This is a genomic window from Actinomadura macrotermitis, assembly GCF_009604375.1.
Taxonomy (GTDB): domain Bacteria; phylum Actinomycetota; class Actinomycetes; order Streptosporangiales; family Streptosporangiaceae; genus Spirillospora; species Spirillospora macrotermitis.
Genome location: NZ_WEGH01000004.1, coordinates 473,707 through 497,521, shown reverse-complemented (window position 1 = coordinate 497,521; position 23,815 = coordinate 473,707). Strand labels below are relative to the sequence as shown.

25 protein-coding genes are annotated in these 23,815 nt (G+C 71.7%); 10 read left to right on the top strand and 15 right to left on the bottom strand.

Going from position 1 to position 23,815, the window contains the following annotated elements; all coding sequences use genetic code 11:
* The first annotated feature begins 47 nt into the window (after positions 1 to 47).
* Positions 48 to 1,424 (top strand): 3' terminal RNA ribose 2'-O-methyltransferase Hen1, encoded by a 1,377-nt coding sequence (locus ACRB68_RS30865; protein WP_328594986.1) that lies wholly within the window; start codon positions 48 to 50, stop codon positions 1,422 to 1,424.
* A complete protein-coding gene (locus ACRB68_RS30860; protein WP_153538708.1) occupies positions 1,421 to 3,964 on the top strand; it encodes a polynucleotide kinase-phosphatase in 2,544 nt (847 codons plus the stop codon). The genes ACRB68_RS30865 and ACRB68_RS30860 overlap by 4 nt, the downstream gene beginning before the upstream one ends.
* Before the next feature lie 51 nt (positions 3,965 to 4,015).
* Here ACRB68_RS30860 and ACRB68_RS30855 read toward each other — a convergent pair whose 3' ends face one another.
* The 3 genes from ACRB68_RS30855 to ACRB68_RS30845 form a co-directional block, all read right to left on the bottom strand.
* Entirely contained in the window at positions 4,016 to 4,285 is a 270-nt protein-coding gene (locus ACRB68_RS30855) for a TFIIB-type zinc ribbon-containing protein (RefSeq protein WP_153538706.1), read from the bottom strand.
* A 67-nt stretch (positions 4,286 to 4,352) separates the two neighbouring features.
* On the bottom strand, positions 4,353 to 5,222 hold the full coding sequence (locus ACRB68_RS30850) for a phosphotransferase family protein (RefSeq protein WP_153538704.1): 870 nt from the start codon (positions 5,220 to 5,222) through the stop codon (positions 4,353 to 4,355).
* A gap of 12 nt (positions 5,223 to 5,234) precedes the next feature.
* Entirely contained in the window at positions 5,235 to 7,934 is a 2,700-nt protein-coding gene (locus ACRB68_RS30845) for a PQQ-dependent sugar dehydrogenase (protein WP_153538702.1), read from the bottom strand.
* Between the two features lie 340 nt (positions 7,935 to 8,274).
* On the opposite strand from ACRB68_RS30845, the gene ACRB68_RS30840 reads away from it, so the two are divergent.
* A complete protein-coding gene (locus ACRB68_RS30840; protein WP_153538700.1) occupies positions 8,275 to 10,344 on the top strand; it encodes a glycoside hydrolase family 3 C-terminal domain-containing protein in 2,070 nt (689 codons plus the stop codon).
* A 6-nt stretch (positions 10,345 to 10,350) separates the two neighbouring features.
* On the opposite strand, the gene ACRB68_RS30835 is transcribed toward ACRB68_RS30840, so the two are convergent.
* Complete coding sequence (locus tag ACRB68_RS30835) at positions 10,351 to 12,018, bottom strand: AMP-binding protein (protein ID WP_328594985.1); 1,668 nt, start codon at positions 12,016 to 12,018, stop codon at positions 10,351 to 10,353.
* Between the two features lie 212 nt (positions 12,019 to 12,230).
* On the opposite strand from ACRB68_RS30835, the gene ACRB68_RS30830 reads away from it, so the two are divergent.
* Positions 12,231 to 12,848 (top strand): hypothetical protein, encoded by a 618-nt coding sequence (locus tag ACRB68_RS30830; protein WP_153538696.1) that lies wholly within the window; start codon positions 12,231 to 12,233, stop codon positions 12,846 to 12,848.
* Here the strand turns inward: ACRB68_RS30830 and ACRB68_RS30825 are convergent.
* The gene (locus ACRB68_RS30825; protein ID WP_153538694.1) at positions 12,772 to 13,068 is read right to left on the bottom strand and encodes a hypothetical protein; all 297 of its coding nucleotides are present in this window, start codon (positions 13,066 to 13,068) and stop codon (positions 12,772 to 12,774) included. The two genes, ACRB68_RS30830 and ACRB68_RS30825, sit on opposite strands and share 77 nt — an antisense overlap.
* A 63-nt stretch (positions 13,069 to 13,131) precedes the next feature.
* Between ACRB68_RS30825 and ACRB68_RS30820 the strand changes: the two genes are divergently transcribed.
* A complete protein-coding gene (locus ACRB68_RS30820; protein WP_207709873.1) occupies positions 13,132 to 13,857 on the top strand; it encodes a haloacid dehalogenase type II in 726 nt (241 codons plus the stop codon).
* A 3-nt stretch (positions 13,858 to 13,860) separates the two neighbouring features.
* Here the strand turns inward: ACRB68_RS30820 and ACRB68_RS30815 are convergent, their stop codons facing one another.
* Positions 13,861 to 14,340, bottom strand: coding sequence for a GyrI-like domain-containing protein (locus ACRB68_RS30815; RefSeq protein WP_153538690.1), 480 nt, complete (start codon positions 14,338 to 14,340; stop codon positions 13,861 to 13,863).
* A gap of 112 nt (positions 14,341 to 14,452) precedes the next feature.
* Here ACRB68_RS30815 and ACRB68_RS42205 point away from each other — a divergent pair, with 112 nt between their 5' ends.
* On the top strand, positions 14,453 to 14,824 hold the full coding sequence (locus tag ACRB68_RS42205; RefSeq protein WP_153538688.1) for a hypothetical protein: 372 nt from the start codon (positions 14,453 to 14,455) through the stop codon (positions 14,822 to 14,824).
* A gap of 7 nt (positions 14,825 to 14,831) precedes the next feature.
* On the opposite strand, the gene ACRB68_RS30805 is transcribed toward ACRB68_RS42205, so the two are convergent.
* On the bottom strand, positions 14,832 to 15,329 hold the full coding sequence (locus ACRB68_RS30805; protein ID WP_153538686.1) for a winged helix-turn-helix transcriptional regulator: 498 nt from the start codon (positions 15,327 to 15,329) through the stop codon (positions 14,832 to 14,834).
* Between the two features lie 96 nt (positions 15,330 to 15,425).
* Between ACRB68_RS30805 and ACRB68_RS30800 the strand changes: the two genes are divergently transcribed.
* Both ACRB68_RS30800 and ACRB68_RS30795 read left to right on the top strand, forming a co-directional pair.
* Positions 15,426 to 16,841, top strand: a complete 1,416-nt coding sequence (locus tag ACRB68_RS30800) for an MFS transporter (protein WP_328594984.1) — start codon at positions 15,426 to 15,428, stop codon at positions 16,839 to 16,841.
* A gap of 1 nt (position 16,842) precedes the next feature.
* The gene (locus tag ACRB68_RS30795) at positions 16,843 to 17,322 is read left to right on the top strand and encodes a pyridoxamine 5'-phosphate oxidase family protein (protein ID WP_153538684.1); all 480 of its coding nucleotides are present in this window, start codon (positions 16,843 to 16,845) and stop codon (positions 17,320 to 17,322) included.
* Between the two features lie 109 nt (positions 17,323 to 17,431).
* Here ACRB68_RS30795 and ACRB68_RS30790 read toward each other — a convergent pair whose 3' ends face one another.
* The 8 genes from ACRB68_RS30790 to ACRB68_RS30755 all read right to left on the bottom strand — a co-directional run bounded on the left by ACRB68_RS30790 (position 17,432) and on the right by ACRB68_RS30755 (position 21,949).
* Positions 17,432 to 18,577: a tyrosine-type recombinase/integrase gene (locus ACRB68_RS30790; RefSeq protein WP_153538682.1), complete on the bottom strand. Its 1,146-nt coding sequence runs from the start codon at positions 18,575 to 18,577 to the stop codon at positions 17,432 to 17,434.
* Complete coding sequence (locus ACRB68_RS30785) at positions 18,555 to 18,731, bottom strand: CopG family ribbon-helix-helix protein (RefSeq protein WP_153538680.1); 177 nt, start codon at positions 18,729 to 18,731, stop codon at positions 18,555 to 18,557. Before ACRB68_RS30785 ends, ACRB68_RS30790 begins: the two co-directional genes overlap by 23 nt.
* Before the next feature lie 154 nt (positions 18,732 to 18,885).
* Complete coding sequence (locus ACRB68_RS30780; RefSeq protein WP_153538678.1) at positions 18,886 to 19,113, bottom strand: helix-turn-helix domain-containing protein; 228 nt, start codon at positions 19,111 to 19,113, stop codon at positions 18,886 to 18,888.
* Positions 19,114 to 19,210: 97 nt separating this feature from the next.
* Positions 19,211 to 20,953 (bottom strand): FtsK/SpoIIIE domain-containing protein, encoded by a 1,743-nt coding sequence (locus ACRB68_RS30775; protein ID WP_235960418.1) that lies wholly within the window; start codon positions 20,951 to 20,953, stop codon positions 19,211 to 19,213.
* Between the two features lie 59 nt (positions 20,954 to 21,012).
* Positions 21,013 to 21,357, bottom strand: a complete 345-nt coding sequence (locus ACRB68_RS30770) for a hypothetical protein (protein WP_153538676.1) — start codon at positions 21,355 to 21,357, stop codon at positions 21,013 to 21,015.
* A gap of 30 nt (positions 21,358 to 21,387) precedes the next feature.
* A complete protein-coding gene (locus tag ACRB68_RS30765) occupies positions 21,388 to 21,576 on the bottom strand; it encodes a hypothetical protein (RefSeq protein WP_153538674.1) in 189 nt (62 codons plus the stop codon).
* A 14-nt stretch (positions 21,577 to 21,590) separates the two neighbouring features.
* Complete coding sequence (locus tag ACRB68_RS30760; RefSeq protein ID WP_153538673.1) at positions 21,591 to 21,743, bottom strand: hypothetical protein; 153 nt, start codon at positions 21,741 to 21,743, stop codon at positions 21,591 to 21,593.
* Positions 21,740 to 21,949, bottom strand: a complete 210-nt coding sequence (locus ACRB68_RS30755; RefSeq protein WP_153538671.1) for a hypothetical protein — start codon at positions 21,947 to 21,949, stop codon at positions 21,740 to 21,742. The genes ACRB68_RS30760 and ACRB68_RS30755 overlap by 4 nt, the downstream gene beginning before the upstream one ends.
* Before the next feature lie 182 nt (positions 21,950 to 22,131).
* Between ACRB68_RS30755 and ACRB68_RS30750 the strand changes: the two genes are divergently transcribed.
* Positions 22,132 to 22,878, top strand: a complete 747-nt coding sequence (locus ACRB68_RS30750; protein ID WP_153538669.1) for an XRE family transcriptional regulator — start codon at positions 22,132 to 22,134, stop codon at positions 22,876 to 22,878.
* Positions 22,879 to 22,881: 3 nt separating this feature from the next.
* The gene (locus ACRB68_RS30745; RefSeq protein WP_153538667.1) at positions 22,882 to 23,358 is read left to right on the top strand and encodes an NUDIX hydrolase; all 477 of its coding nucleotides are present in this window, start codon (positions 22,882 to 22,884) and stop codon (positions 23,356 to 23,358) included.
* The last annotated feature ends 457 nt before the right edge of the window (positions 23,359 to 23,815 follow it).

The following is a 23,815-nucleotide window of genomic DNA, read 5'->3' as shown; positions in this document are numbered from 1 at the left end:
CCGAAATACGGTGGCCGTTCCCGGGCGGGGTCGACCAGACTCGCAGGGTGCTTCTGACTCTCACCACCACCCGGGCGCCTGCCGACGACCTGGGCTTTCTGCTGCACAAGCACCCCGGCAAGGTGCAGCGTTTCGACCAGGCGTTCGGCACCGCGCACGTCTTCTACCCCGAGGCGGGCCCCGACCGCTGCACGGCGGCGCTGCTGCTGGACGTCGACCCCGTCCGGCTCGTGCGCACGCGCGGGAAGAACAGCCCGGACTTCTCCCTCGGCCAGTACGTCAACGACCGCCCCTACGCGGCGTCGTCCCTGCTCGCCTCGGCGATGGCGGCGGTCTTCCGGACCGCGATGCGCGGCCGCTGCGACGCGCGCTCCGAACTGGCCGCCACGCCGATCCCGCTGGAGATCACGCTGCCTGCACTGCCGTCCCGCGGCGGCCCGCGCCAGGCCGAGCGGTTCTTCGGGCCGCTCGGCTGGCGGGTCGACGCCGCGCCGGTGCCGCTGGACGAGGCGTTCCCCGCCTGGGGCGACTCCCGCCACGTCACGCTCACCCTCACCGGGACCGCCCGCCTCGCCGACGCCCTCAACCAGCTGTACGTGCTGCTGCCCGCCCTGGACGAGTCCAAGCACTACTGGCTCGCGCCCGACGAGGTCGACAAGCTGCTGCGCGCCGGGGAGGGCTGGCTCGCCGCGCACCCCGAGCGCGCCGCGATCACCCGCCGCTACCTGCCCGGCCGGCACGCGCTGGTGCGCGCCGCGCTCGGCCGGCTCGCCGACGCCGACCAGGCGCCCGAGGAGGCGCTGTCGCAGCCCGAGATCGAGGAGCACGCCGACGAGCCCGCGGTGCCGCTCGCCGAGCGCCGCGCCCAGGCCGTGCTGGAGGCGCTGCGCGCCGAGGGCGCCCGCAGCGTGCTCGACCTCGGCTGCGGCCAGGGCCGGCTGCTGACCCGGCTCGCCCGCGACGGCGCGTTCCCCGAGGTCCGCGGCGCCGACGTCTCCTACCGCGCGGTGGAGATCGCGCGCCGCCGGACGCGCGACGACGCGGCCGTCCGCGAGGTGTTCCAGGGCGCGCTCACCTACGCCGACGCCCGGTTCGAGGGCCACGACGCGGCCGTGCTGATGGAGGTCGTCGAGCACATCGACCCGCCGCGGCTGGAGGCCGTCGAGCGCGTGGTGTTCGGCGCCGCCCGGCCCCGCGTGGTCGTGGTGACGACCCCCAACGCCGAGCACAACGTCCGCTACGAGGGCCTCGCGCCCGGCGCGCTGCGCCACCCCGACCACCGTTTCGAATGGACCCGCGCGCAGTTCCGCGCGTGGGCCGACCGGGTCTGCGCCGCGCACGGCTACCAGGTCCGCCATCTGCCCGTCGGCGACGACGACCCCGAGGTCGGCGCCCCGACGCAACTGGGGGTGTTCACCCGATGAGCCGCACACTGAAGATCCCCGCACGGGGGCTGATCGTGCTGGTCGGCGTGTCCGGGGCGGGCAAGTCGCACTTCGCCCGCCGCCATTTCCTGCCCTCGCAGATCATCTCGTCGGACCACTGCCGCGCGCTGGTGTCCGACGACGAGAACGACCAGTCCGCGACCGGCGAGGCGTTCGCGCTGCTGCACCACATCGTCGGGGTGCGGCTGCGGCGCGGCCTGCTGACCGTGGTCGACGCCACCAACGTGCAGCCGCGCTCGCGCGAGGAGCTGCTCGCGCTCGCCAAGGAGCATCACGTGCTCGCGGCGGCGATCGTGCTGGACGTCCCCGAGGAGGTGGCCGCCGCCCGCAACAAGGCCCGGCCCGACCGCGACCTCGGTGACCACGTCCTGCCCCGGCAGCGCCGCGAGCTGCGCCGCGGCATGCGGTCGCTGCAGCGCGAGTTCCGGCGCGTGCACGTGCTGAACGGCGTGGCGGAGATCGACGCCGCGACGCTCGAGCTGGAGAGGCCCTGGAACGACCGGACCGAGCTGACCGGCCCGTTCGACGTCATCGGCGACGTGCACGGCTGCCGCGCCGAGCTGGTCGACCTGCTCGGCGACCTCGGCTACACGGTCGAGCACGACGAGCGGGGCCGCGCCGTCGGCGCGCACCACCCCGCCGGCCGGACCGCGGTGTTCGTCGGCGACCTGGTCGACCGCGGCCCCGACTCGCCCGGCGTGCTGCGCCTGGTCATGGGCATGGCCGCGGCCGGCGACGCCCTCTGCGTGTCGGGCAACCACGAGGCCAAGCTGGTGCGCGCGCTGCGCGGCCGCAAGGTCCGCGTCGCGCACGGCCTGGCCGAGTCGCTGGAGCAGTTCGCCGCCGAGACCGAGGAGTTCCGGACCGCGGCGCTCGCCTTCATGGACGGCCTGATCAGCCACTACGTGCTGGACGGCGGCCGGCTCGTCGTCGCGCACGCCGGGCTGAAGGAGGAGTACCACGGCCGCGCCTCCGGCCGGGTCCGCTCGTTCGCGCTCTACGGCGACACCACCGGCGAGACCGACGAGTACGGGCTGCCCGTCCGCTACCCGTGGGCGCGCGACTACCGGGGCGAGGCGACCGTCGTCTACGGGCACACCCCCGTCCCCGACGCCGAGTGGATCAACAACACGATCTGCCTGGACACCGGCGTGGTGTTCGGCGGCCGGCTCACCGCGCTGCGCTACCCCGAGCGGCAGCTGGTCGCCCGGCCCGCCCGGCAGGTCTGGTACGAGCCGGCCCGGCCGCTCGCGGCGGCGCCGGACGCCCGCGACGTCGACGACCTGAAGATCGAGGACGTGCTCGGCGCCGGCGGCGTGGAGACCCGGCTGATGGGCCGCGTCACCGTCCGCGAGGAGAACGCGCTCGCCGCGCTGGAGGTGATGAGCCGGTTCGCGGTCGACCCGCGCTGGCTGGTCTACCTGCCGCCGACGATGGCGCCCGCGGCGACCTCGGCGCTGCCCGGCTTCCTGGAGCACCCCGCCGAGGCCCTCGCCGCCTACCGCGACGCCGGCCTCGCGCGGGTGGTGTGCGAGGAGAAGCACATGGGCTCGCGCGCCGTCACCGTGGTGTGCCGCGACGCCGCCACCGCCGAGCAGGCGTTCGGCGTGCGCGACGGCTCCACCGGCGCGGTCTACACCCGCACCGGCCGGGCGTTCTTCCGCGACCCCGGGCAGACCGCCGCCGTGCTGGCCCGGGTCCGCGACGCGATCGGCGCCGCCGGGCTCTGGGACGAGCTGGAGACCGGCTGGCTCGTCCTGGACGGCGAGCTGATGCCCTGGTCGGCCAAGGCCATGGACCTCATCCGCACCCAGTACGCCGCGACCGGCGCAGCCGCCCGCGCCGCGCTGCCCGTCGCCGCCGACGCCCTCGCCCGCGCCGCCGCGCGCGGCCTGGACGTCGGCGAGCTGCGCGCGCACATCGACCGGCGCGCCGCCAACGCCGCGCTGTTCCGCGACGCCTACGCCCGCTACTGCTGGGACGTCGACGGCCTGGACGGGCTGCGCCTCGCGCCGTTCCAGGTGCTGGCCGGCCGGAACCGCAACTGGGCCGCGCTGCGCGACCACGACTGGCACCTGGAGATCGCCGGGCGGCTGGCCGACGCCGACGCCTCGGGCCTGATCCGGCGGACCGCGTCGGTCACCGCCGACCTCGGCTCACCGGAAGGGGAGAAGAACGTCACCCGATGGTGGGAGGAACTCACCGCGGCGGGCGGCGAGGGCATGGTCGTCAAGCCGCTCGGCCCGCTGCCGGAGGACCGCAAGGTCCAGCCGGGCCTGAAGGTCCGGGGCCGCGAGTACCTGCGCATCATCTACGGCCCCGACTACACTGAGCCCGCCAACCTGGACCGGCTGCGCGGCCGGTCGCTCGGCCGCAAGCGGTCCCTGGCCATGCGCGAGCACGCGCTCGGCGCCGAGGCGCTGGAGCGGCTGGCCGGCGGGGAGCCGCTGTGGCGGCGCCACCAGGCGGTGTTCGCCGTGCTGGCGCTGGAGTCCGAGCCGGTCGACCCGCGCCTGTAGAGGGGCGCGGCACGGGGGGGGTCACCGCCGGGGCGGTGGCCCCCTGCCGCATCAGGTGGAGAAGAGCATGTGGAACACGCTGCCGTGGTGCGGCCGGTGGTGGTGTCCCGGGTGGTGATGGTGGTGCACCGCCGCCGGGGCGCCCCACGCGGGCGCCGGGGGCGTCACGGGCGGCGCGGCGCGGTAGGTGGCCTCCATCTGGCTGAGGGCCTCCAGTTCGCCGTAGTCGAGGAAGACCCCGCGGCAGTTGTCGCATTGCTCGATGTGGACGCCGCTGCGGGTGTAGGTCCGCATCACGCCACGACACTTAGGGCAGTGCATCGGCTTGTCGTCCTTCCGGTATGGAACCCCAGGTAGAGGCTAAATGTAGGGCAGGATCGCCGCCACGTCATGCGGGTCCCCCCATGCGGGAGATCCGCCGGCACGCCGCGACGAGCGCCTGCTCGGGTTCCTCCAGCGGCCGGCCGGCCTCCCGTGCCGATTGGACGCACGTCGCGGCGATCTGGACCACCAGAGTTCGCGCGGGGACGTCCAGGTCGCTCCAGACGTCCGCGGCGAGCGGCCCGCCCGCCTCCTGGTAGGCGGTCAGGAACCGCGCCCAGTCGCCGGGGTCCAGCACTCCCGCCAGGTACAGGGCCGCCGGGCGCGCCAGGTCCCACGCCGGGTCGCCGACACCGAGGTCCTCCACGTCGATGAGCAGCCACCGGCCGCCCGCCCGCACCATCTGCCCGAGATGCCAGTCGCCGTGCACGAGCGTCTCCGCCCGCGCCGGCGGGACCGGCGCCTCGCCGCGGATCCAGGCGGGCAGGGTGGCGAACGCGCGCCGGACCTCGTCCTCCGCCGGGCCGCCGCCGAGCCGCGCCACCAGGCGCACCACCCGGGTCGGCCGCCCCCACGCCGGGGCGTCCCCGGGGACGGGCGCGCGGTGCAGCAGCGCCAGCAGCCGGCCGCCCTCCTCCCAGGGCGGGTCGGCCGGGCTCACCGGCTCGCCGTACGGCCAGCGGGTGACGGTCCGGCCGTCCACCACGCGCGGCGGGCCGAGCGGCGGCAGCAGCAGATCCGGCAGCGCGGCGGCGACGGCGAGGCGCCGCGCCAGCAGCGGGCCGCCGTCGCGGTCGGCCTGGTGCGCCTTGGCGACCACGTCCCCGGCCCGCACGACGAGCACGCCGTGCCGGTCGTAGAGGGTCTCCGGCTCGCCGGGACCGGCGATCACGGCGAGCCGGCGGAACAGGTCGGACCGGGCGGACGCGGGAGGCATCCGCCCAGTCAATCACCTGTCGTACACCTCGAACTCGTAGAGGGAGTAGCCGTAGGGCGTCGCGCGCTTGGTGGCATAGACCCGTACATAGCGCGCGTCGCGCGGGGTGAAGGCCACCCAGTCCGCCCCGCCGTTGGCGCCGGCGCCGCTGCGGGTCGCCACGGTCGTCCACACGCCGCCGCCGGTGGAGGTCTGGATCTTGTACTCGGACGCGTACGCCTTCTCCCAGCGCAGGATCACGTACCCGGCCTTCCTGGTGGAGCCGAGATCGACCTGCAGCCACTGCGGGTCGCTCCGCTTGCTCGACCAGCGCGTGGTGAGGCTTCCGTCGACCGCCTTCGGGCCGGTCAGCGTGGACGACTCGGTGCTGGACACCTTCACCGGCCGTTTCAGCGCCAGGTTCGTCTTGCGCCGGAACGTCGCCGTCAGCGTCACGTTGGCGTTCACCGTGATGTTGTGCGCCGAGGCGCCGCCGTCGGACCAGCCCGCGAACTCGTACGGGGTCTGCCCGACCATCTGCGTCGCCGTCGGCGCCGAGACCGAGACGGTCGACCCGGTGATGACGGTGCCGGTGACCGGCGCCGCCTTGGTCGTCTCCAGCAGCGTCAGCGGCCGGCCCGCCGGGTTGCTGTTCAGCGTCACCGTGCTCGTCCTCGGGTGCAGCTCGACGCTCTTGGTGTCGCTCAGCCCGTCGGCGTCGGTCGCGGTCAGCCGCAGCTCGATCCACGACGGGTACTCGTGGTCGGGCGCGACGAACGAGCCGGTCTCCCCGTCCTGCCCGGTGATGGTGTGGGTGTGGCAGTTGCTCGGGCAGTGGTGCATGACGATCTGCCACTTCAGGCTGCCGCCGGTGAGCGGGCCGTCCTCGGCGTCGGCCGCCGAGCCGGCGAAGTCGATCTTCTGCCCGACCCGCCAGGTGGCGCCGGTCGCCGGCGTGGTGATCGTGGCGACCGGCGGGGTGGACCCCGCGGTGATCGTCTGGGTGACGGTGTCGGACGCGCCCTTGGTGTCGGTCACCTTCAGCCCGACGGTGTACCTGCCCTTGGTGTCGTAGGTCCAGGTGGGCTTGGCCTCGGCGGAGTCGTCGTACTCGCCGTCGCCGTCCAGGTCCCAGGCGTAGGCGAGCGGCACGTTGCCGTCGGCGTCGCTGGAGGTGGACCCGTCGAAGTGCGCCGTCAGCGGCACCGCGCCGCTCGTCACGTCCGACTTGATCGTGGCGACCGGCGGGTTGTTCACGCCGTTGTAGACGTAGCGGACGATCCGGCCGCCGATGATGTCGACCCCGAACAGGTCGCCGTTCGGGCCGGCCTGCAGCTCCACGATGCCGCCGCTGTCGGTCGCGAACGTCTCGATCTTGGTCTTGTCGGGCAGGCCGTCCGCGCCCGGCTTCATCGCCCACACGCACTTGCGCGCGTAGTCGGTGAAGAACAGCGCGCCCCGGTACTGCGCCGGGTACAGCGACCCGGCGTAGAACGCGGTGCCGCTGATCGAGGAGCTGCCCACGCCGCAGGTCTCGTTCGCGACGACCTTGTCGCTGTGCTTGTAGGCGAAGACCGGCGGCGTCACCGCCGCGGTGCCCTCCTTGTACAGGTTCTCGCAGATGTTCAGGTCCGCGCCGTCGTAGCCCGGCGTGCGCGGGGTGCCCTCGTAGCACGGCCAGCCGAAGTTGCGCACCTCGGCCGTCGGCTTCGGCACCCGGTCGATCTCCTCCCAGGTGGTGTAGCCGACGTCGCCGACCCACAGCTCGTTGGAGCCGGGCTTCACCGTGAACCGGTAGGGGTTGCGCAGGCCGTAGGCGACGATCCGCCGGGCGTTGTCGTCGCCGGTCGTGGTCGGGTTCCCGGCGGCGGCCTTGCCGGTGTCGGGGTCGATCCGGATGATCGTGCCGTCCAGTGTGGTCGGGTCGGCGGTGGTGCGCCGGTCCTGCGCGCGCAGTGCGCCGCCCTCGGCGGTGGGTGCGGTCAGCCCGGTCCCGGCGGCCTTCGGCGGGTCGCCGCAGGCGTTGTTCTTCTGCCCGTAGTCGGCGTACTGGAAGCTGGCGCCGTCACCGCCGCCCGCGAACAGCTTGCCGTCCTGCCCGAAGGCGAGCGTGCCGACCGAGTGGCTGGAGAACTGCTGGCACCAGTCCTCCAGCAGTACCTTTTCGGTGACCGGGCCCGCCTGCGCCTTGCCGGCCAGCGCGCCGAGGTTCTGTACCGACGGCGTCAGCACCGAGATCCGGCCCGCCACGACGCAGCCGGCGTTGTTGGCGCCGGGCGGGTCAGGGCACTGGTCGTTGGTGCCGTCCGGCGACGGCCACTTGGGGTAGGTGCCGCCCATCTCGCCGTTGTAGGTGTACATCACGTATACGCGCGGGTCGGTCGGGAAGTTCGGGTGCAGCGCCATGCCGAGCAGGCCGCGGTCCCAGCCGTTGAACACCTGCTGCCGCAGGTCGGCGTACACCTCCGGGGTGGTGTCCGACAGCGAGTCGAAGACCTTGATGATGCCGCTCTTCTCGGCCACGAAGACCCGGCCGTCAGGGGAGAACTCCACGTTCGTCGGCAGCGTGAGGCCGGTGAACAGGGTCTTCTCCTGGAAGTTGGTCGGCAGCCCGGCCGCCGCCGCGGGACGCGGCCAGGTGACGGCGGCCAGTGCCGTGACGGCGAGCGCCAGCGCTACCAGCAGCGCGGCCCGCGGCCGCCGCCGCAGAACAGGGGTAATGCCTACGATCACGGACGAGTACCTTTCTGCGGCGTGCCCTTTTCCTCCTGGCCGGCCTTCGCCTGGCGGCCCGGCCCAGGGGTTCAGGTCGAACGATTCACGATTTATGGGTTCCGCGCGCCGCTTGGGCCGGACGTGGCCATGAGGTGAACCGAACTCCTTGATCGAGCGACATCGGGGCCGCCCTTTGTCGCAAGAGTGCGCCCCGCCGATTCCGTATCCGCGTGAAGATCGCGTGTGCGCTCAACCTATGGCTTCCCCGAGGTGGGAGAAAAGCCTTTCCGGGCCGTAGTCGGTTGGTTACAGTCCGGTTGTGCTTACACGGATTGTCATCGTCCCCATACTCACCGCGATGTTACTGCCCTGCCTGGTGCCGGCCGGTTCGGCGACCTCCGCGGGACCCTGTGCCGTCACCGCCGGCCGTCCCTGGTGCGACCGGGCGCTGCCCGCAGACCGGCGGGCGGGCCTGCTGGTGGCGGCGCTGCGCGGAGGCGAGAAGCTGGACCTGCTGGCCGGGGACGATCTGACGGGGCCGACCAGGGCCGCCGATGACGCGGCGTTCCGGGCGGGCACCGTGCACGGCGTCGAGCGGCTCGGGGTGCCGCCGCTGTATCTGGTCGACGCGGGGTCGATGGGCGTCAAGCAGGGGCCGGGCACGGCGTTGGCGTCCGGGTTGTCGCTGGCGGCGACGTTCGACGCCGGCGCGGCCGGGCGCGCGGCGGGGGTCGTCGCCGACGAGGCCGGGCGGCGCGGCGACGACGTGGTGCTGGGTCCGGCCGTCGACATCATGCGCACCCCGCGCGCCGGCCGCGCCTTCGAGGCCTACGGCGAGGACCCGCTGCTGTCGGCCCGGCTCGGCACCGCCTGGATCGAGGCGGTGCAGCGGACCGGGCTGATGGCGGAGGTGAAGCACTTCCCGGCCAACAACCAGGAGGACGGCCGCTACAGCGTGAACGCCGTCGTCGGGCAGCGGGCGTTGCGCGAGATCTACCTGCCGCCGTTCGAGGCCGCGATCCGCGACGGCAAGGCCGCCTCGGTGATGTGCGGCTACAACCTCGTCAACGGCGAGCCGTCCTGCTCCAGCACCGGACTGCTGGACGGCGTCCTGCGCAAGGAATGGGGCTTCCAGGGGTTCGTGGTCAGCGACTGGCTGCTCGCCGCCAAGGAGACCAGGGGCTCCATCAAAGCGGGGCTGGACCTGGAGATGCCGGTCGGGCTGTACTACACCCCGTTCCTGCTGCGCGTCGCCCTCACCCTCGGCCGCATCACCTGGGCCGACGTCGACCGGCGGCTCACCGAGCGGCTGCGCGTCATGTTCGCTTTCGGGGCCTTCGACCGGGCGCGTCGCAGCGAGGCCGCGGGCATCGACTACGCCGCGCATGCCCAGACCGCCCGGCAGCTGTCCGAGCAGGGCATCACGCTGCTGAAGAACGCCGATGGCGTGCTGCCGCTCGCCGGCGACGCCAAGGTCGCCGTCATCGGCAAGCCCGCGGACCGGTTCCGTAGCGCGACCGGCTCGGCCTACGTCAAGCCGGTCTCGGTCGTCACCGGCCGCCAGGGCATCACGGCCCGCGCCGGAGCCGGCAACGTCACCTATGCCGACGGCACGGATCTGGCCGCCGCGGCCAGGGCCGCGCGTGCCGCCAAGACCGCGGTCGTGTTCGTCTCCGATCACCGGGCCGAAGGCGCCGATGTCCGCTGCCTGACACTGCGGTGCGGCGACGAGTCGCTCGGCGACCAGGACAGGCTCGTCACCGCCGTCGCCGCCGCCAATCCCGACACCGTCGTGGTGCTGCAGACCGGCGGACCTGTCCTGATGCCGTGGGCGGCCAAGGTGCGCGGCATCGTCGAGGCCTGGTACCCCGGCGAGCAGGGCGGTGCGGCGCTGGCGCGCGTTCTGTACGGCGATGCCGATCCGGGCGGGCGGCTGCCGGTCAGCTTCCCGGCCAGGGAGCAGGACGCCCCTGCCGCCGGCGGTTCCGCGGTCCTGGGAAGGGTCGCCTACTCCGAGGGCGTGCTGGTCGGCTACCGGCACTACGACGCCAAGAACATCACCCCGGCGTTCCCCTTCGGGTACGGACTGTCGTACACCACGTTCAAGCTGACAGGGCTGAAGGCGTCGCGCAGCCAGGTGTCGGTGACCGTCACCAACACCGGCACCCGCCGCGGCTACGCCACCCCGCAGCTCTACCTCGGCCTGCCCGGTACTCCGAAAGCGCCGCAACCGCCTCGGCAGTTGAAGGGCTTCGCCAAACTCGACCTGGCTCCCGGGCGGTCCGCCCGCGTCACGTTCCCGCTGGACACCCGGGCCTTCTCCTACTGGGACGAGGCGGCGTCCGGGTGGAAGGTCGCGCCGGGGTGCACCAAGGTCATGGTGGGCAGCTCCTCCCGTGACATCGCCCTCGGCGGCACCCTCTGCTGACCGCGCTCAGCGGTGCCGGCTCTTCTTCCTGCGGTCGGCCTCCATCGCCTCGGCCCGCAGGGTGCGGCGCAGGACCTTGCCGATGGCGCTGCGGGGGAGCGCGTCGCGCGGCCGGAACTCCTGCGGGACCTTGTAGTGGGTGAGGTACTTCGCGCAGTGCCGCTCCAACTCCTCGGCCGAGAACAGGTAGGCGGGGTGCTCGACGACGTAGGCGATGACGCGCTCGCCGCGCCGCGCGTCGGGCAGGCCGACCACGGCGCAGTCCAGGACGGCCGGATGGCGCCGCAGCACCTCCTCCACCTCCGAGGGCAGCACGCTGAACCCGCTCACCTTGATCAGGTCGTGCGCGCGTTCCAGGATGGTGACGAAACCGTCCCGGTCCATGACGGCGATGTCACCGGTGCGCAGCCAGCCCTTGGACAGCACCTCGGCGGTGGCGAGCGGCTGCCGCCAGTACCCGGCGAACACCTGCGGGCCGCGCACCACCAGCTCGCCCTGCTCGCCGGGCGGCAGCACCCGGGTCGGGTCGGCCTGGTCGACGATGACGGCGTCGGTCATCGGCAGCGGCAGGCCGGCCGTGTCGTTGCGGGCCGCGGCGCTCACCGGGTTGGCGGTGACGGCGGGCGAGGCCTCGGTCAGCCCGTAGCACTGGACGAGGCGGTTCCCGCCGAGCGCCTCCAGCCGGGCGACGGTCGGGCGGCGCATCGCGAACGCGCCGGAGACGAAGATGCGCACCGAGGCCAGGTCGGACGGCCGGAGGCCCGGGGCGTCCAGCACCTGGTCGTACAGCGTCGGCACGCCCGGGAAGATGCTCGGCCGGTACCGCCGGATCGCCCGCACGATCTGGTCGCGGTCGAAACGCGGCAGCAGCACCACCGCGCCCGCCTTCATCATCGGGCTGATCAGGCAGCTGGTCAGCCCGAAGGAGTGGAACAGCGGCAGCACGCCGACGGTGACGTCGACCGAGCCGTCCCCGGCGTGGTCCCAGGCGTGCTGCTGGCAGGCGTTGGCGACCAGGTTGCGGTGGGTGGTCATCGCGCCCTTCGGGCGGCCCTCGGTGCCGGAGGTGTACTGGATGACCGCCACGTCCCGGGCCGGGTCCACCTCGATCCGCCGCACGCGCCGGTCGGCGCGCCGCTGCAGCGCCGCGAACGGGACGAGGCGCGGGTCGTCGGGCAGCGGCGCGGTCAGCGCGGCGCGGCGCCGCTGGGTCTGCAGCAGCGGCAGCCGCAGCGCGAGCCGCTCGCGGGCCGGCAGGTAGTCGATCGCCGAGGTGACGACGATGTGGTCCAGCGAGGCGTGCGCCGCCCGCACGGTGTCGTGGGAGCGGTCCAGCACGACCGCGACGCGCGCGCCGCAGTCGGCGAGCTGGTGGCGCAGCTCGGGCCCGGTGGACAGCGGGTTGTGCTGCACCACGATCGCGCCGCGGCGCAGCACCCCGAAGAACGCGATCACCTGCTGCGGGCAGTTGGGCAGCACCAGCGAGACGCGGTCGCCCGGCTGCACGCCGAGCCGGCGCAGCCCGGCGGCGAACCGGTCGGCGGCCTCGCGCAGCGCGCGGTAGGTGACGCGGCGGCCGAAGTAGATCAGCGCGGTGCGGTGCGGGTAGTGGTCGGCGGCGTCGTCGAGCAGCCCGGTGACCGGGATGTCGGGCACGTCGAGGGCAGCGGGCACACCGGGCGGGTAGCAGCGAAGCCACGGGCGGGGTTGCTGTGACGACACCCACATAGCCGTGGATTCAACCACCACCCGGGCATCGGCGCGGTGGCCGATCGTGGCCGCCGTTTTTGTCAGGCGGCTGACAATCGCGCGGCCCGTCCTTCGCTGTCCCTTCACTGCCGACGCGCCGGACGGCGTTGGGAGGATGCGCGCCAGGAGGTACGGGTGTGGAGTGGGCGGTGCTGGTCGTGGCGGTGGCGATGCTGGGCGACGCGCTGCGGCTGCGGCGCCGCCTGCTCCGGCTGCGCCCGCTTCCGCCCGTGCGCCTGTTCCACACCGCCGACGGCTACGCCCCCTCGGGCGTGGAGCTGCCCGAGCACGTGCGCCGCGCCGCCGCCTCCCACGCCCGGGAGAACGGGTTCGGCGCGGTGGGGCTGGTCCCGTCCGGGCCGTCCGTCGTGCAGGCGCTCGACCTGGCCCGCCGGCCGGCCCCGCACGCCCTCATGGCGCGCGGCGACGCGCCCCCCGCCGCCGTGCTCGCCGCCCGGTTCCCGAGCGGCCGCGCGATCGGCCCGGGCACGGCGTGGACGCTCGGCGCGGAGTACGCGCTGGTGCTGGCGGCGCTGATCCTGGTCCCCTGGTGGGGCGCCGCGCTGGCGGTCCTGTACTGCGCGCTGCCCTGCCTGGTCTTCGCCGGGACCGCGATCAGCCCGCGCGACCTGCGCGCCGGCACGCTGCTGCGGCTCGTCCACCTGCCGCTGACGGGCCTCAGCCGCCGCCTTCGGACGGCCCGCGCGCGAAACCCTCGATCCGGCCCCGGACCAGCCGCGGATGGAAATAGCTGATCTTCACGCGGCCGGCCGGGGTGACGCAGTGGATCCGGTAGCCGTTCTGGCCGTCCTCGTCGGGCTCGGCGAACTCCTCGGGGCGGAACTTGCCCTCCGCCGCCATCATGGTGAGCCAGCGGCCGAGCTCGTACTCGTCCGGGAACGACTCCAGGCCGTTGCCGCGCCGCCCCAGGGTGTACCGGACCTCGAACTGGCATCCCTCGGGTGGAAACCCCACGTCCTCCACCTCCCCGGACCGAGTGTAGGTGCCCGGGCGCCACCCCGCCGGGACGGAGGTCACATGCCGGACGCTACGGTCTGCGGTTCTATGGAGGCACTGCTGTTCGACGTCCAGGGCACCGCGACCGATTTCCACTCGACCGTGTGCCGGGAGGCCGTCCGCATCACCGCGGGCCGCTGCCCGCACATCGACTGGGCCGATTTCGTCAACCGCTGGCGCGCGGAGTACTTCACCGTCCTCGACGCCACGGACACGACGCAGGGGCAGTGGACTACGGTCCATTCCGTCTACCGCGACGCCCTTGACCGTCTCCTGGAGGAGGAGGGCGTCACCGTCCTGAGCGACGCCGAGCGCGAGGACCTCGCTCTCGCCTGGCAGCGCCTCGAACCGTGGCCGGACGTCATCCCGGGCCTGGACCGCCTCCGCGCCCGCTTCACCCTGGCCACGCTCTCCAACGCCGACGTCTCCGCCGTGGTGAACCTGTCCAAGCGCGCGGGCCTGCGCTGGGACGCGATCTTCACGGCGGAGATGGCGGGCGCGTTCAAGCCGGACCCGGCGGCCTACCGGACGGCGGCGGCGTACCTGGGGCTGGCGCCGTCCGAGATCATGATGGTCGCCAGCCACAAGTACGACCTGCGGGCCGCGGCGTCGCTCGGCTTCGCGACGGCGTTCGTCGCGCGGCCCCGCGAGTACGGGCCGGACGCGGCGGCCGACGTCGCGCCCGAGCCGTCCTTCGACGTCAACGCCCGCGACTTCCTGGACCTGGCGGCCCGGCTCGGCTGCTGACGCTCAGGCCAGCCTGATCTCCACGTCGGTCACCCAGTCGGCGGGGTCGGGGACCTCCAGCGGATGGGACCGGAAGATCTCCAGCCGGGCCGCCCAGTGCTGGCCGTCGCCGTCCTGGTCCATGTCCCAGGCCAGGCCCTCGCCGAGGCCCTCCTCGATCAGCTCGGCCGTCGCGGCGACGAGCCCGTCGGGATGCCCGTGGTGCCGGTGGACGGCGTACCGCCCGGCGGGCAGGGAGGCGGCGAAGACCTCGCCGTCGCCCTCGACCGGCGCGGCGACGGGCACGCCGGCGACGACCTCGAACGCGTCCGGCATGTCGATGGTCTCGTACTTCAGGAACGGCGCGTCGGCCGGGGCGACGCCGCGCTCGGCGAGCCAGCCGAGGATGACGGGGATGCGGTCGGCGATGTCGGCGAAGGCCTCGGCCGTGACGGTGCGGCGCACACCCGCGTAGTGCCGCACGGGGCGCTCTTGGATCTCCATGTCCGGTACCGATTCCCCGGGGCCGCGGAATTCATCGCCCGCGGCCAAGATCTTGGCGGATCTTTCGTTGTACGGTGCGACCGACGGGCGGTGAGCTGCGAAACGAGGCGCCGTGAGCGGATGGCACAGCGACGATTCCCCGGCGGACGGCGAGGTCGAGCCGCTCACGCCGGTCTTCGGCCCGGCCAACGACGGCTCCTCGGTCTGGTTCCCGGGCCCCGACGCGCTCGACCCCGCGCACACCCCCGGCGACAGCCGCGTCTTCGGCTGGGCCGACACCGCCCCCGCCCCCGCCGCCGTCCAGACCGTGCGTCCTTTCCCCGAACCCGCCCGCCCGGCCCCCGCGGCGTTCCCGTCCATCCGCAAGGACTTCGCGTCTCCGCGCAGGCGCCGCAAGAAGCGCCGCAGCGCCGCCGCCCTGAGCGGGGTGCTGTGCACCCTGCTGGTCATCGGCGGCGGCGTCTGCCTCCTGTGGCTCCTTTAGCGCCGCCTCAGCGGGGACGGAGCAGGCGCGCGAGCTCCTCGCGGTCGGCGGCGGCGCGCTCGGCCTCGGCCTGCTCGGCGGCGGCGCGCAGGTCGTAGTCGGCGCGGGCCCTGGCGATCTGCGCCTGGTGCTCCTCGGTCCAGGTGACGAGCGCCTTGATCGTGGTGTGCAGCGTCGCGCCGAGCCCGGTCAGCTCGTAGTCGACCCGGGGCGGCACCGTCGGGTGCACGGTGCGGCGGACGAGGCCGTCGCGCTCCAGATGCCGCAGCGTGCGGGTGAGCATCCGCTGGCTGACGCCGTCGATCATGCGCAGCAGCTCGGTGAACCGCAGGCACCGCCGCTCCAGCAGCGCGATGACCAGCAGCGACCACTTGTCGGCGATCCGGTCCAGGATCTGCCGGACCTCGCAGTCCTCCCGGGCGTCCCAGTGCGCGTAGTCGAAACCGTCCTGGCCGGGGGCGGTATCACAGCGGTAACCGGGTGACGTCGATGTTCCGTCTTCCATGGTCACCGATGGTGTCTGACGATGGGGCCGGTTACAAGAGGGAACCGGCCCCCATCAGGGTCACCGGTCCCTCCGTCCCCGTAAAGGAGAGGACCTGTGTCCACCACCATGCAGGACCGGGCCGCCGGACGCGCCTGGGCCGTGCTCGCCGTCCTCGGCGGCGCCGTGTTCCTGGAGGGCATCGACATCGCGATGATCAACGTCGCGCTGCCCTCGATCCGGGCCGACCTCGGCCTGTCCACCGGGATGCTGAGCGGCGTCGTCAGCGCCTACGTGCTCGGCTACGGCGGCTTCATGCTGCTCGGCGGGCGGGCCGCCGACCTGCTCGGCCGCCGCCGCACCTTCGTGTTCTGGCTCGGCGTCTTCGTCGCCTTCTCCGGCCTCGGCGGCCTGGCGGCCGAGGGGTGGATGCTGCTGATCGCCCGGTTCGTCACCGGCGTCGCGTCGGCCTTTATGGCGCCGGCCGGGCTGGCGCTGCTCACCGCCGCGTTCCCCGAGGGGCCGCTGCGGACCAAGGCGCTCGGCGTCTACGCCGGCCTGGCCGCGGGCGGGTTCTCGCTCGGCGTCGTCGCGGGCGGCCTGCTCGCCGGCCTCGGCTGGCGGTGGGTGTTCTTCGGGCCGGTCGTGCTGGCGTCGCTGATCCTGATCGGCGCGGTGACGCTGCTGCCCGCCGAGCCCCGCGTGCCGCGCACCGGCCGGTTCGACCTGCCCGGCGCGTTCACCATCACCGGGGCGATGCTCGCGCTGGTGTACGGGATCGTCCGCCTGGAGCACCCGGAGCGGGGACCGGCGCTGACGGCGGCGCTGCTCGTGCTCGGCCCGGCGCTGCTGGTGCTGTTCGCCGCGATCGAGCGCCGCTCCCCGCAGCCGCTGGTGCGGCCGGGGATCCTGCGGTCGGCGCGGCTGGTCCGCACCGACGCCGCCGCGATGCTGTTCCTGGCGTCCTTCGCCGGCTTCCAGTTCCTCGCCACGCTCTACCTCCAGGAGGTCCGGGGCTGGACGCCGCTGCAGACCGGCCTGGCGCTGCTCGTCGCGGGCATCGACACGGTGCTGGCGCCGACGCTCACCCCGCGCCTGGTCGGCCGGTTCGGCAACCTGCGGGTGCTGTTCGGCGGCACCCTGCTGGCGGTGGCGGCGTACGCGCTGTTCCTGCCCGTCGGCATCGACACCGCCTACGCGGCGATGTTCCCCACGATGCTGCTCATCGGGCTGGCGTTCGCGCTGGCCTACGGCCCGCTGACGATGGCCGCGACCGAGGGCGTCGCCGAGGACGAGCAGGGCCTGGCGGGCGGCCTGCTCTACACCTCGATGCAGTTCGGCACCGCGCTCGGCCTGTCGGCGGCGACGGCCGTGGTCGTCGCCGCGGGCGGCGGCCTGACCGGGGTGCGCACCGCGCTGCTCGTCCCCATCGCCACGGCCCTGCTCGGTGCCGCCGCCGTCGCGACCGGCCTGCGCCGCCGCCCCGCCCCCGAATCCGCCGCCGCCCCCGAGACCCAGCCGATCGGAGCCTGACATGACCGATTTCGTCCGCGACTTCGCCGACCTCGCCGAGGAGTTCGACGCCTACGTCGGCTCCATCAACTACGCGACGATGACGACCGTCGACACCAAGGGCCGCCCCCGCGCCCGTGTCCTCATCCCGGTATGGGAGCGGACCGGCGACGGCCTGACCGGCTGGCTCGCCACCTACCGCACCCCCGTCAAGGCGGCCCACCTCGCCGGCAACCCGCACGCGACGTTCTCCTACTGGACGCCCCGGCAGAACGCGGTGGCCGTGGACACTGTCGCCACCTGGGAGGACGACCCGGGACTCCGCAAGCACGTCTGGAACCTGTACGAAGGCGGCAGCCCGCCCGGAGCCGGGTATCCGCTCGGCAACTTCTGGAGCGGCCCGGACGACCCCAAGCTGCACGTCCTGCGGCTGCGCCCCTGGCGGGTGCAGGTCATCCGCGGGCGCGACCTGCGCAGCCGCATCTGGCGCTCCGACGAGTAGCGCCGCCCCTGAACCCCGCCTTAAACGCGGCTCAGGGATCGATCTTGTGGCGATCCTGGTGAGGGAAAGAATGGGGCTCGTCCGGGGAGCCGATCGGGGAGCCACGCGCCTACGCGGACTTGTCGGCCTTGCTCCCGAAGATGTCGTTCATGTGCTCCGCACCCTCGCGGATCTCAGGGCGAAGCTGGTGGCGGTAGACCGTGCGCGTGGTCGTCGTGTCCTTGTGTCCGACAAGATCGCTGATCTTCTCAAGCGGAACGCCGTGGTCGCTCATGATGGACACGAAGGTGTGCCGCAACTCGCGCGGACACCACTCCTCGGCGTTCAGTCCCGCCGCGCTCAGGACCTTGCGGAACCGGAGACGTACCTGCTGTGCGGTGTACGGCGCCCCGGTCTCGTGGCAGAACACAAGGTCGTGATCCTCGTACTGCTCGCCCGCCTTGAGGCGCTCCGCAGCCTGTCTCTTCTTGAGGCTGCGGAGCGCCTCTATCGCCATGTCGGCGATGCCGAGTCCTCGGCGGCTGAGCGCCGTCTTGGTCTCGCCCTTGTGCCGGTCGGCGCGCAGGACGTAGACGGTCGCCGTATCGAGGTCCACGGCGCTCCACTTGAGCGTGCGCAGTTCCTCCGTGCGGAGACCCGAGACGATCGCGAGGACCACGTACGCCCCGAGCCGGTGCTCGGGCTTGGCGGCCTCTGCGAGGACCGCCTTCGCCTGCTCCAGGGAGAGCGAGCGTGACGGCCGGCCGGGCTTGCCCTCTGGCGTGTCCACCAGTTCGGCGACGTTCCGGCCGACCTTGTCATGCCGTGCCGCTCGCCGGATGGCTCGCTGGAGGATGTTGTGGACGATGCCCAACGAGGACGAGGTGAGGTGTTCCGCCCTGCCGTTGAGCCAGGTCTCGACGTTGTCCGCTGTGAGGTCCTCCAGGCGGATCCCGCCGATGAACGGGATGAGCTGGTTGTCGATGAGGGAACGGTAGGTCTCGATCGTGTTGGGTGCCTTGCCGCTCTTGGAGATGGCGGTGAGGAAGTCGCCGGCCGCGTTCCGCACGTAGTAGTGCGGGTCGGGCTTCACTCCCTTCTCAAGGTCGTCGACGGCCTTCTTGAGCTTGTCTGTGACGTCGGTCTTGGTGCGCCCCTTCCTCTTGAGTCGCTTGCGCTTGCCGTTGGGGCCGAACCCGAGTTCAAGGGCGCCGGTGTAACCGTTGCCCTCCTTGTAGATCGACCCCTCGTACTTACCGATCAGGATCTTCGCCAAGGGATGGCTCCTCGTGCCGGTCGAGGTACTCCTTGATCGCTTTCCTGATGACCCATGACACGTCGCGTTCCTGCGTCTCGGCGTACGCGGCGAGGCGGTCCTTGAACGCCTTGTCCACGCGTACCGGTGGCAGGGTGGTCTTGTCGTCGGCCATGTGAGCGTCTCCTCTCGATCGGTGTGGGATGAGTCTGCCGAGTTGAGAGCGCGCTCGCGTCGATGGAGTTATCAAGAAGCGGACCTCGGGGCCTTCCCCGGCGGGGCGCACCCCGAGGTATCTGTAGAACAACGTAGCACGGCGTTCTACGACGTCAGCGCTTCTCTTCGAGGGAAGCGATGAACTCGGCGAGCTGCCGATCGGTGATCCGGCGCAGCTTGCCGATCTTGATGCTGCGAAGGTGGCCGGTCCGGATGAGCCCGTAGACCTTGTCGCGTCCGATCTGGAGGGTTTCGGCGACCTGTTCGACGGTGTACGCCTGCACGCTCACCTCCTTGTCCTCCCGAGTGTTCTCGGGGTTCGCGTAGGGCGTGGCGATCATCTCCGTTCGTCACGGTGGGTGATTATTTGCGTCTTCGTCTACGGCGCGTCTATCCGCCATATATGCAGGCGTGCGCGTAGACGAAGACGTAGACGAGTCACTGAGAGTGGTCGTTCTTGGCGCGCCACCGTCCTCGGGTGACCTGGGTGACGCGTCCGGCATCGGTGAGTTCGCGGAGTCGCTGGTAGGTCCACGGGCGGCTCATGCCGGTCGCCTTGACGAGGAGCGGGACGGGGGTTCCCTCGTCAGGGGCGCAGGTGAGCATGTCCCACAGGATCGTCTCGGGGCCGTTAGCCAACGGGGTGGCCGGCTGCGCGGGTGTCGGCTCGGCGGTCACCACGGGCAGACCGGCTTGGGCCTCCTCGATCGCCGTGAGCGAGACCTGATCGAGGCTCGGCCGTATGCCCGCGTGCTGCTGCGCGGTGCGCGCGACAGTCTCATCGGCGAGCAGGTAGGCGCGGGCGCGGCGGGGCGTGTCGTGCTCGGGTGCCGAGAGCAGGAACTTGCCGGGGGCGTTGAGGGTGTGCGCGTGCCATCCGGCGTTGAGCATGCCCTGTCCGAGGATGAGATCGACGTCCTTGCGCTCACGGACGCGGAAGCTGACTCGTACGTCCATCTGCGAGCGCACCGCGCCCTTGCCCATGGCCTTCTGTGTCGGTCGCTGGGTTGCGGCGATGAGGGTGACGGCGACGGCCCGTCCGCGACGTGCGATCGAGTCCGTGTCGGCAGCGCTCTCGGGTGCGTCCTCGGCGAGTTCGGCGAACTCATCGATGACGAGCACGAGCGCGGGCATGTCCGGCTTCGGCTCCCACACCCGCCGTCCCTGCGCTGCCAGCGAGGCCGCACGGGCCTCCAGGACGGCCACAGCATCACGCAGAAGGGTTCGGGCCTGTTCGGGTGTGGTGGCGAGACGATCGATGCAGGATGCCCACGGCTGGAGTTCCATGCCGCGCTTGAGGTCGATGGCCCAGATGACCACGTCGGGGCATGCGGTGAGGTTGCCCATCAGGACGTTGATGCCGCCGCTCTTGCCTGAGCCGGCCACACCGCCGATGAGGCCGTGACGGCGCAGGAACAGGACACGGGCTGCCGTGGCGTCCTCGAACGGTCCGAGGTCGATCGGGTCGCCGATGGACGTGACCGACGGTCCGGGCCAGGGGATCGCATCGGCGTGCGGGTCGGTGTTGAGAACGCGCAACTCGAAGCGGTTGGCCTTGTCGTCACGGGTGGGGTAGACGCGTACCGCGCCCCGGAACGTGCCGAGGGCCGACTCGATCGCAGGCACCTTGCCGATGACGTCCTGGATGGTCTGACCACGCGCGAGAGCGAAACGGGCACGCCATCCCCACACGTCCACGAGCGCGGACTGGACACGCGAGCCGCTCAGCCCGATCGACTGTGCGATCTCCGGCCATGCCGCCATCTGCCGATCGACGCGGACCTTGGCGCGCCGTCGTCGGTGCGCCCACCATGGCACGGCCAGGACGATGCATCCGCCGATGAGCACCTGGAGGAGCGGACCGTGGGCGATGCCCAGAGCGGTAGCGGCGGCGAGCCATGAGCCGGCGCTCATGGCCACCAGAGCCGCGTAGAGGCGTTCACCGTGCCGTGCGAGCCCGAGCCGTTCGCCGAACAGCGCGAGCGCCCACGCGGTCACGGTGGCGACGGTGAGCAGGTACGGCCACCACTGCGGGTTGGTGATGTGCAGGACCGCGCCCCCGAGCGCGAGGGTGACCGCGAAGTAGGGAGGGGCGAGTTCGGACCGGTACCGCCACAGCGCGCGGCCGATGAGAACGGCGGCGAGATCGGGCAGCGCGTCATCGTTGTTGATGACGATCATCGGCTGAAGCCCGTGACGGCGCATCTTGCGGGCATGCCGCCGCATCTGGCGTCCCCTGGTCACGAGCGCCCCCACGGGCCAGGAGGCAAGAGCCCCTGCGCGCGCAGTTCGTCACGCAGGTAGTAGAGAGGGTCCGGCTCGCCGTCATGGTGGGCGCTGAGCGTGGCGCGGGCGGCGGCTGCCAGGTTCGCACGGGTGCGGCGGGCCTTGAACAACTCGGCGCGCAACCCCTTGATCTCGTTGAGGAGCGCGGGGACGTCGGAGAGCGCGGCGTTGAGGCGAAGCCACAGCTCGGCGAGGTTGGGCAGGGTGTTGGACAGGGCGGCGACGATTTCGCGGGCGGCGAGGTTCTTGCTGCGGACCTCCTGAATATCGATCTTGGACGTGTGCGGAACGTGGGGCACTGGGCATCCCTCCCTTCGGTCGGGGGCGTGTCAGTGCTTGGCGAAGAGGCTGATGACGCCGGTCACGGTCCGGCGGATGTCGGGGGCGAAGCTGGTGGCGGCGAGGAAGAACCCGAACAGCAGGCACACGAACACGTGCCAGGCACGTAGGCCCATGTACCTCCAGGCGACCCAGACGACCGCGCCGAGGATCACCACCAGCGGAACCGAGACGGTCATGAGGTGCCCGCCCTTCAGGACCAGAGGTCCGGGAAGCGCGAGCCGGCGCGGCGCCGCCGCCAGCGGGCACGGGCCCGGCACTTGCGGCAGCGCGCGCTCCCGGCCTCGACACGGGCGCCGCACGGGCAGGACATCGCGGTGACGATGCGGGGCATGCGCATGGTCACCGTCCCGCCTTGACGCGCTCGGGCAGGTCGTCGCACGTCTGCGTGCTCAGCACGCGGCGGGAGATCGCGCCGGTACGGGTGGGACCGGTGCCGGCCCGGGTGATGCGGCGCTCCTCGGCGTGGATGCCGATGACCAGCATCGCGAAGATGCCGCAGATGATGCCGCCGAGGAACACGGCGATGATCGAGGCCAGGACGAGGATCACAGGTGATCACCTCTTTCTCGCAGGGCCCGTGTCCGGCGGGGGCGGCTCGGGCGGTCGGTGCTGCCTTACGAGATCGAGAGTGCGCTTGACCTGCGGGACGGGATCACTACATGACTGGACCTGTTCAGGACGTCCTCATAGGGTTGGACGTCCCAGACGTCCCTAGGTCCCCGGACAGGTGCATGCCGAACGAACGCCTGCGCGCCGCGCTGTTCCACAAAGGGCTCACCGTGAACGCGCTCGCGGACAAGATCGGCGTCGATCCCAAGACCGTCGAGCGCTGGATCACCAAGGACCGTCAGCCGTACCGGCGCACCCGCGTAGCTGTGGCAACACAGCTCGACGTGGAAGAGACCTACCTGTGGCCCGACGCGCTGACCAAGGAACAGGTCGTCTCGGCGTCCAGCAGTGAGATCGTCACGATCTACCCGCACCGCTGGGCCGTCCCGAGGGACGCATGGGGACGTCTGTTCGCGGAAGCCCGAAGCGAGATCGGCATCCTCGTCTATAGCGGACTCTTCCTCGCCGAGGACAACGGCGCTCAGCGCATCCTCGCCGACAAGGCCCGCGCCGGCGTGCGCATCCGCATCCTCCTCGGCGACCCGGAATCCGAACAGGTGGCCCAACGCGGCGCGGACGAGGGCATCGGCGAGTCGATGGCAGCCAAGATCCGCAACGTCATCGTGCTGTACAAGCCACTGCTCGCCACAGGGGCCGTAGAGATCCGGCTGCACAGCACCGTGCTCTACAACTCGATCTACTTCGCCGACGAGCAGGTGTTCGTCAACACCCACGTCTACGGCGTCGGGGCGTCGAACGCGCCGTTCTGGCACCTGCGGAAGATCCCCGGCGGCGAGATCGTCACCACCTACCTTGAGAGCTTCGAACGCGTCTGGGAAGGCGCCAAGCCACTGTCACCGGGAGACTGAACCATGGGCCGAAGGATCGACTACTACGACGACCCCAACGCGCCCAAGGCCAACAGTCTCGTCCCATCGGTCAACGTCATCGTCACCAACGGCAACGGCGAGATCCTCATGATCCGCCGTACCGACAACGGCAACTGGGCAGTACCGGGCGGGGCGATTGACCTGGGGGAATCGGTGGCACAGGCCGCGATCAGAGAGACCCGCGAAGAGAGCGGCATCGACTGCGAGATCACCGGGATCGTCGGCATCTATTCCGATCCTAAGCATGTAATCCACTACACGAGCAACGACGAGGTCCGCCAAGAGTTCTCGATCCTGCTCACCGCGCGTCCCGTGGGTGGCAGCCCAACGCCAAGCGATGAGTCCAGCGAAGTGCACTGGGTAGCGCCGGCGGATATCGAAGCCTTGCAGATAGATCCCTCAATGCGCCTACGCATCGGGCACCACCTGGAGCAATGGGACCAGCCCGTGATCACCTAGGCGATGCAGGACAGCGCTCCGGCAGTAGCTCGTGCTATACACAGCGCACGATGTTGATGAAGGGCAGTGATGTCGCGGTGATCGAATGAGTGGTTAGATGGTCATTGCCCGAGCAAGCGAGAGGCCCGGCAATTCGTTTCTTAAGGAACAGGAGCTCGTCTTTCGGACCTACAGCAACGTCACAGTAGATCAGCGCGTTTATTATGTTTCGATAGATTCGCCCTGAACTACTGCTCTGCTTGGGAGCATCCATGATCATAGTTGCTGATAGAACATAGCGGTGATGAGTGCCAATCGGCACAGGTTGCGGGTTGACGTGCTGCGGCCCAGCTTGAACTCATTCATCTAGAGAGCATTCTCGGTGCTTGCATGCACTCGCACATCTGCTCGGATCTGCCGAGCATGCTGCCGATGCAGAAGGTTCGTTCTGAATTGCCTACCGGAACGATGCGGGATC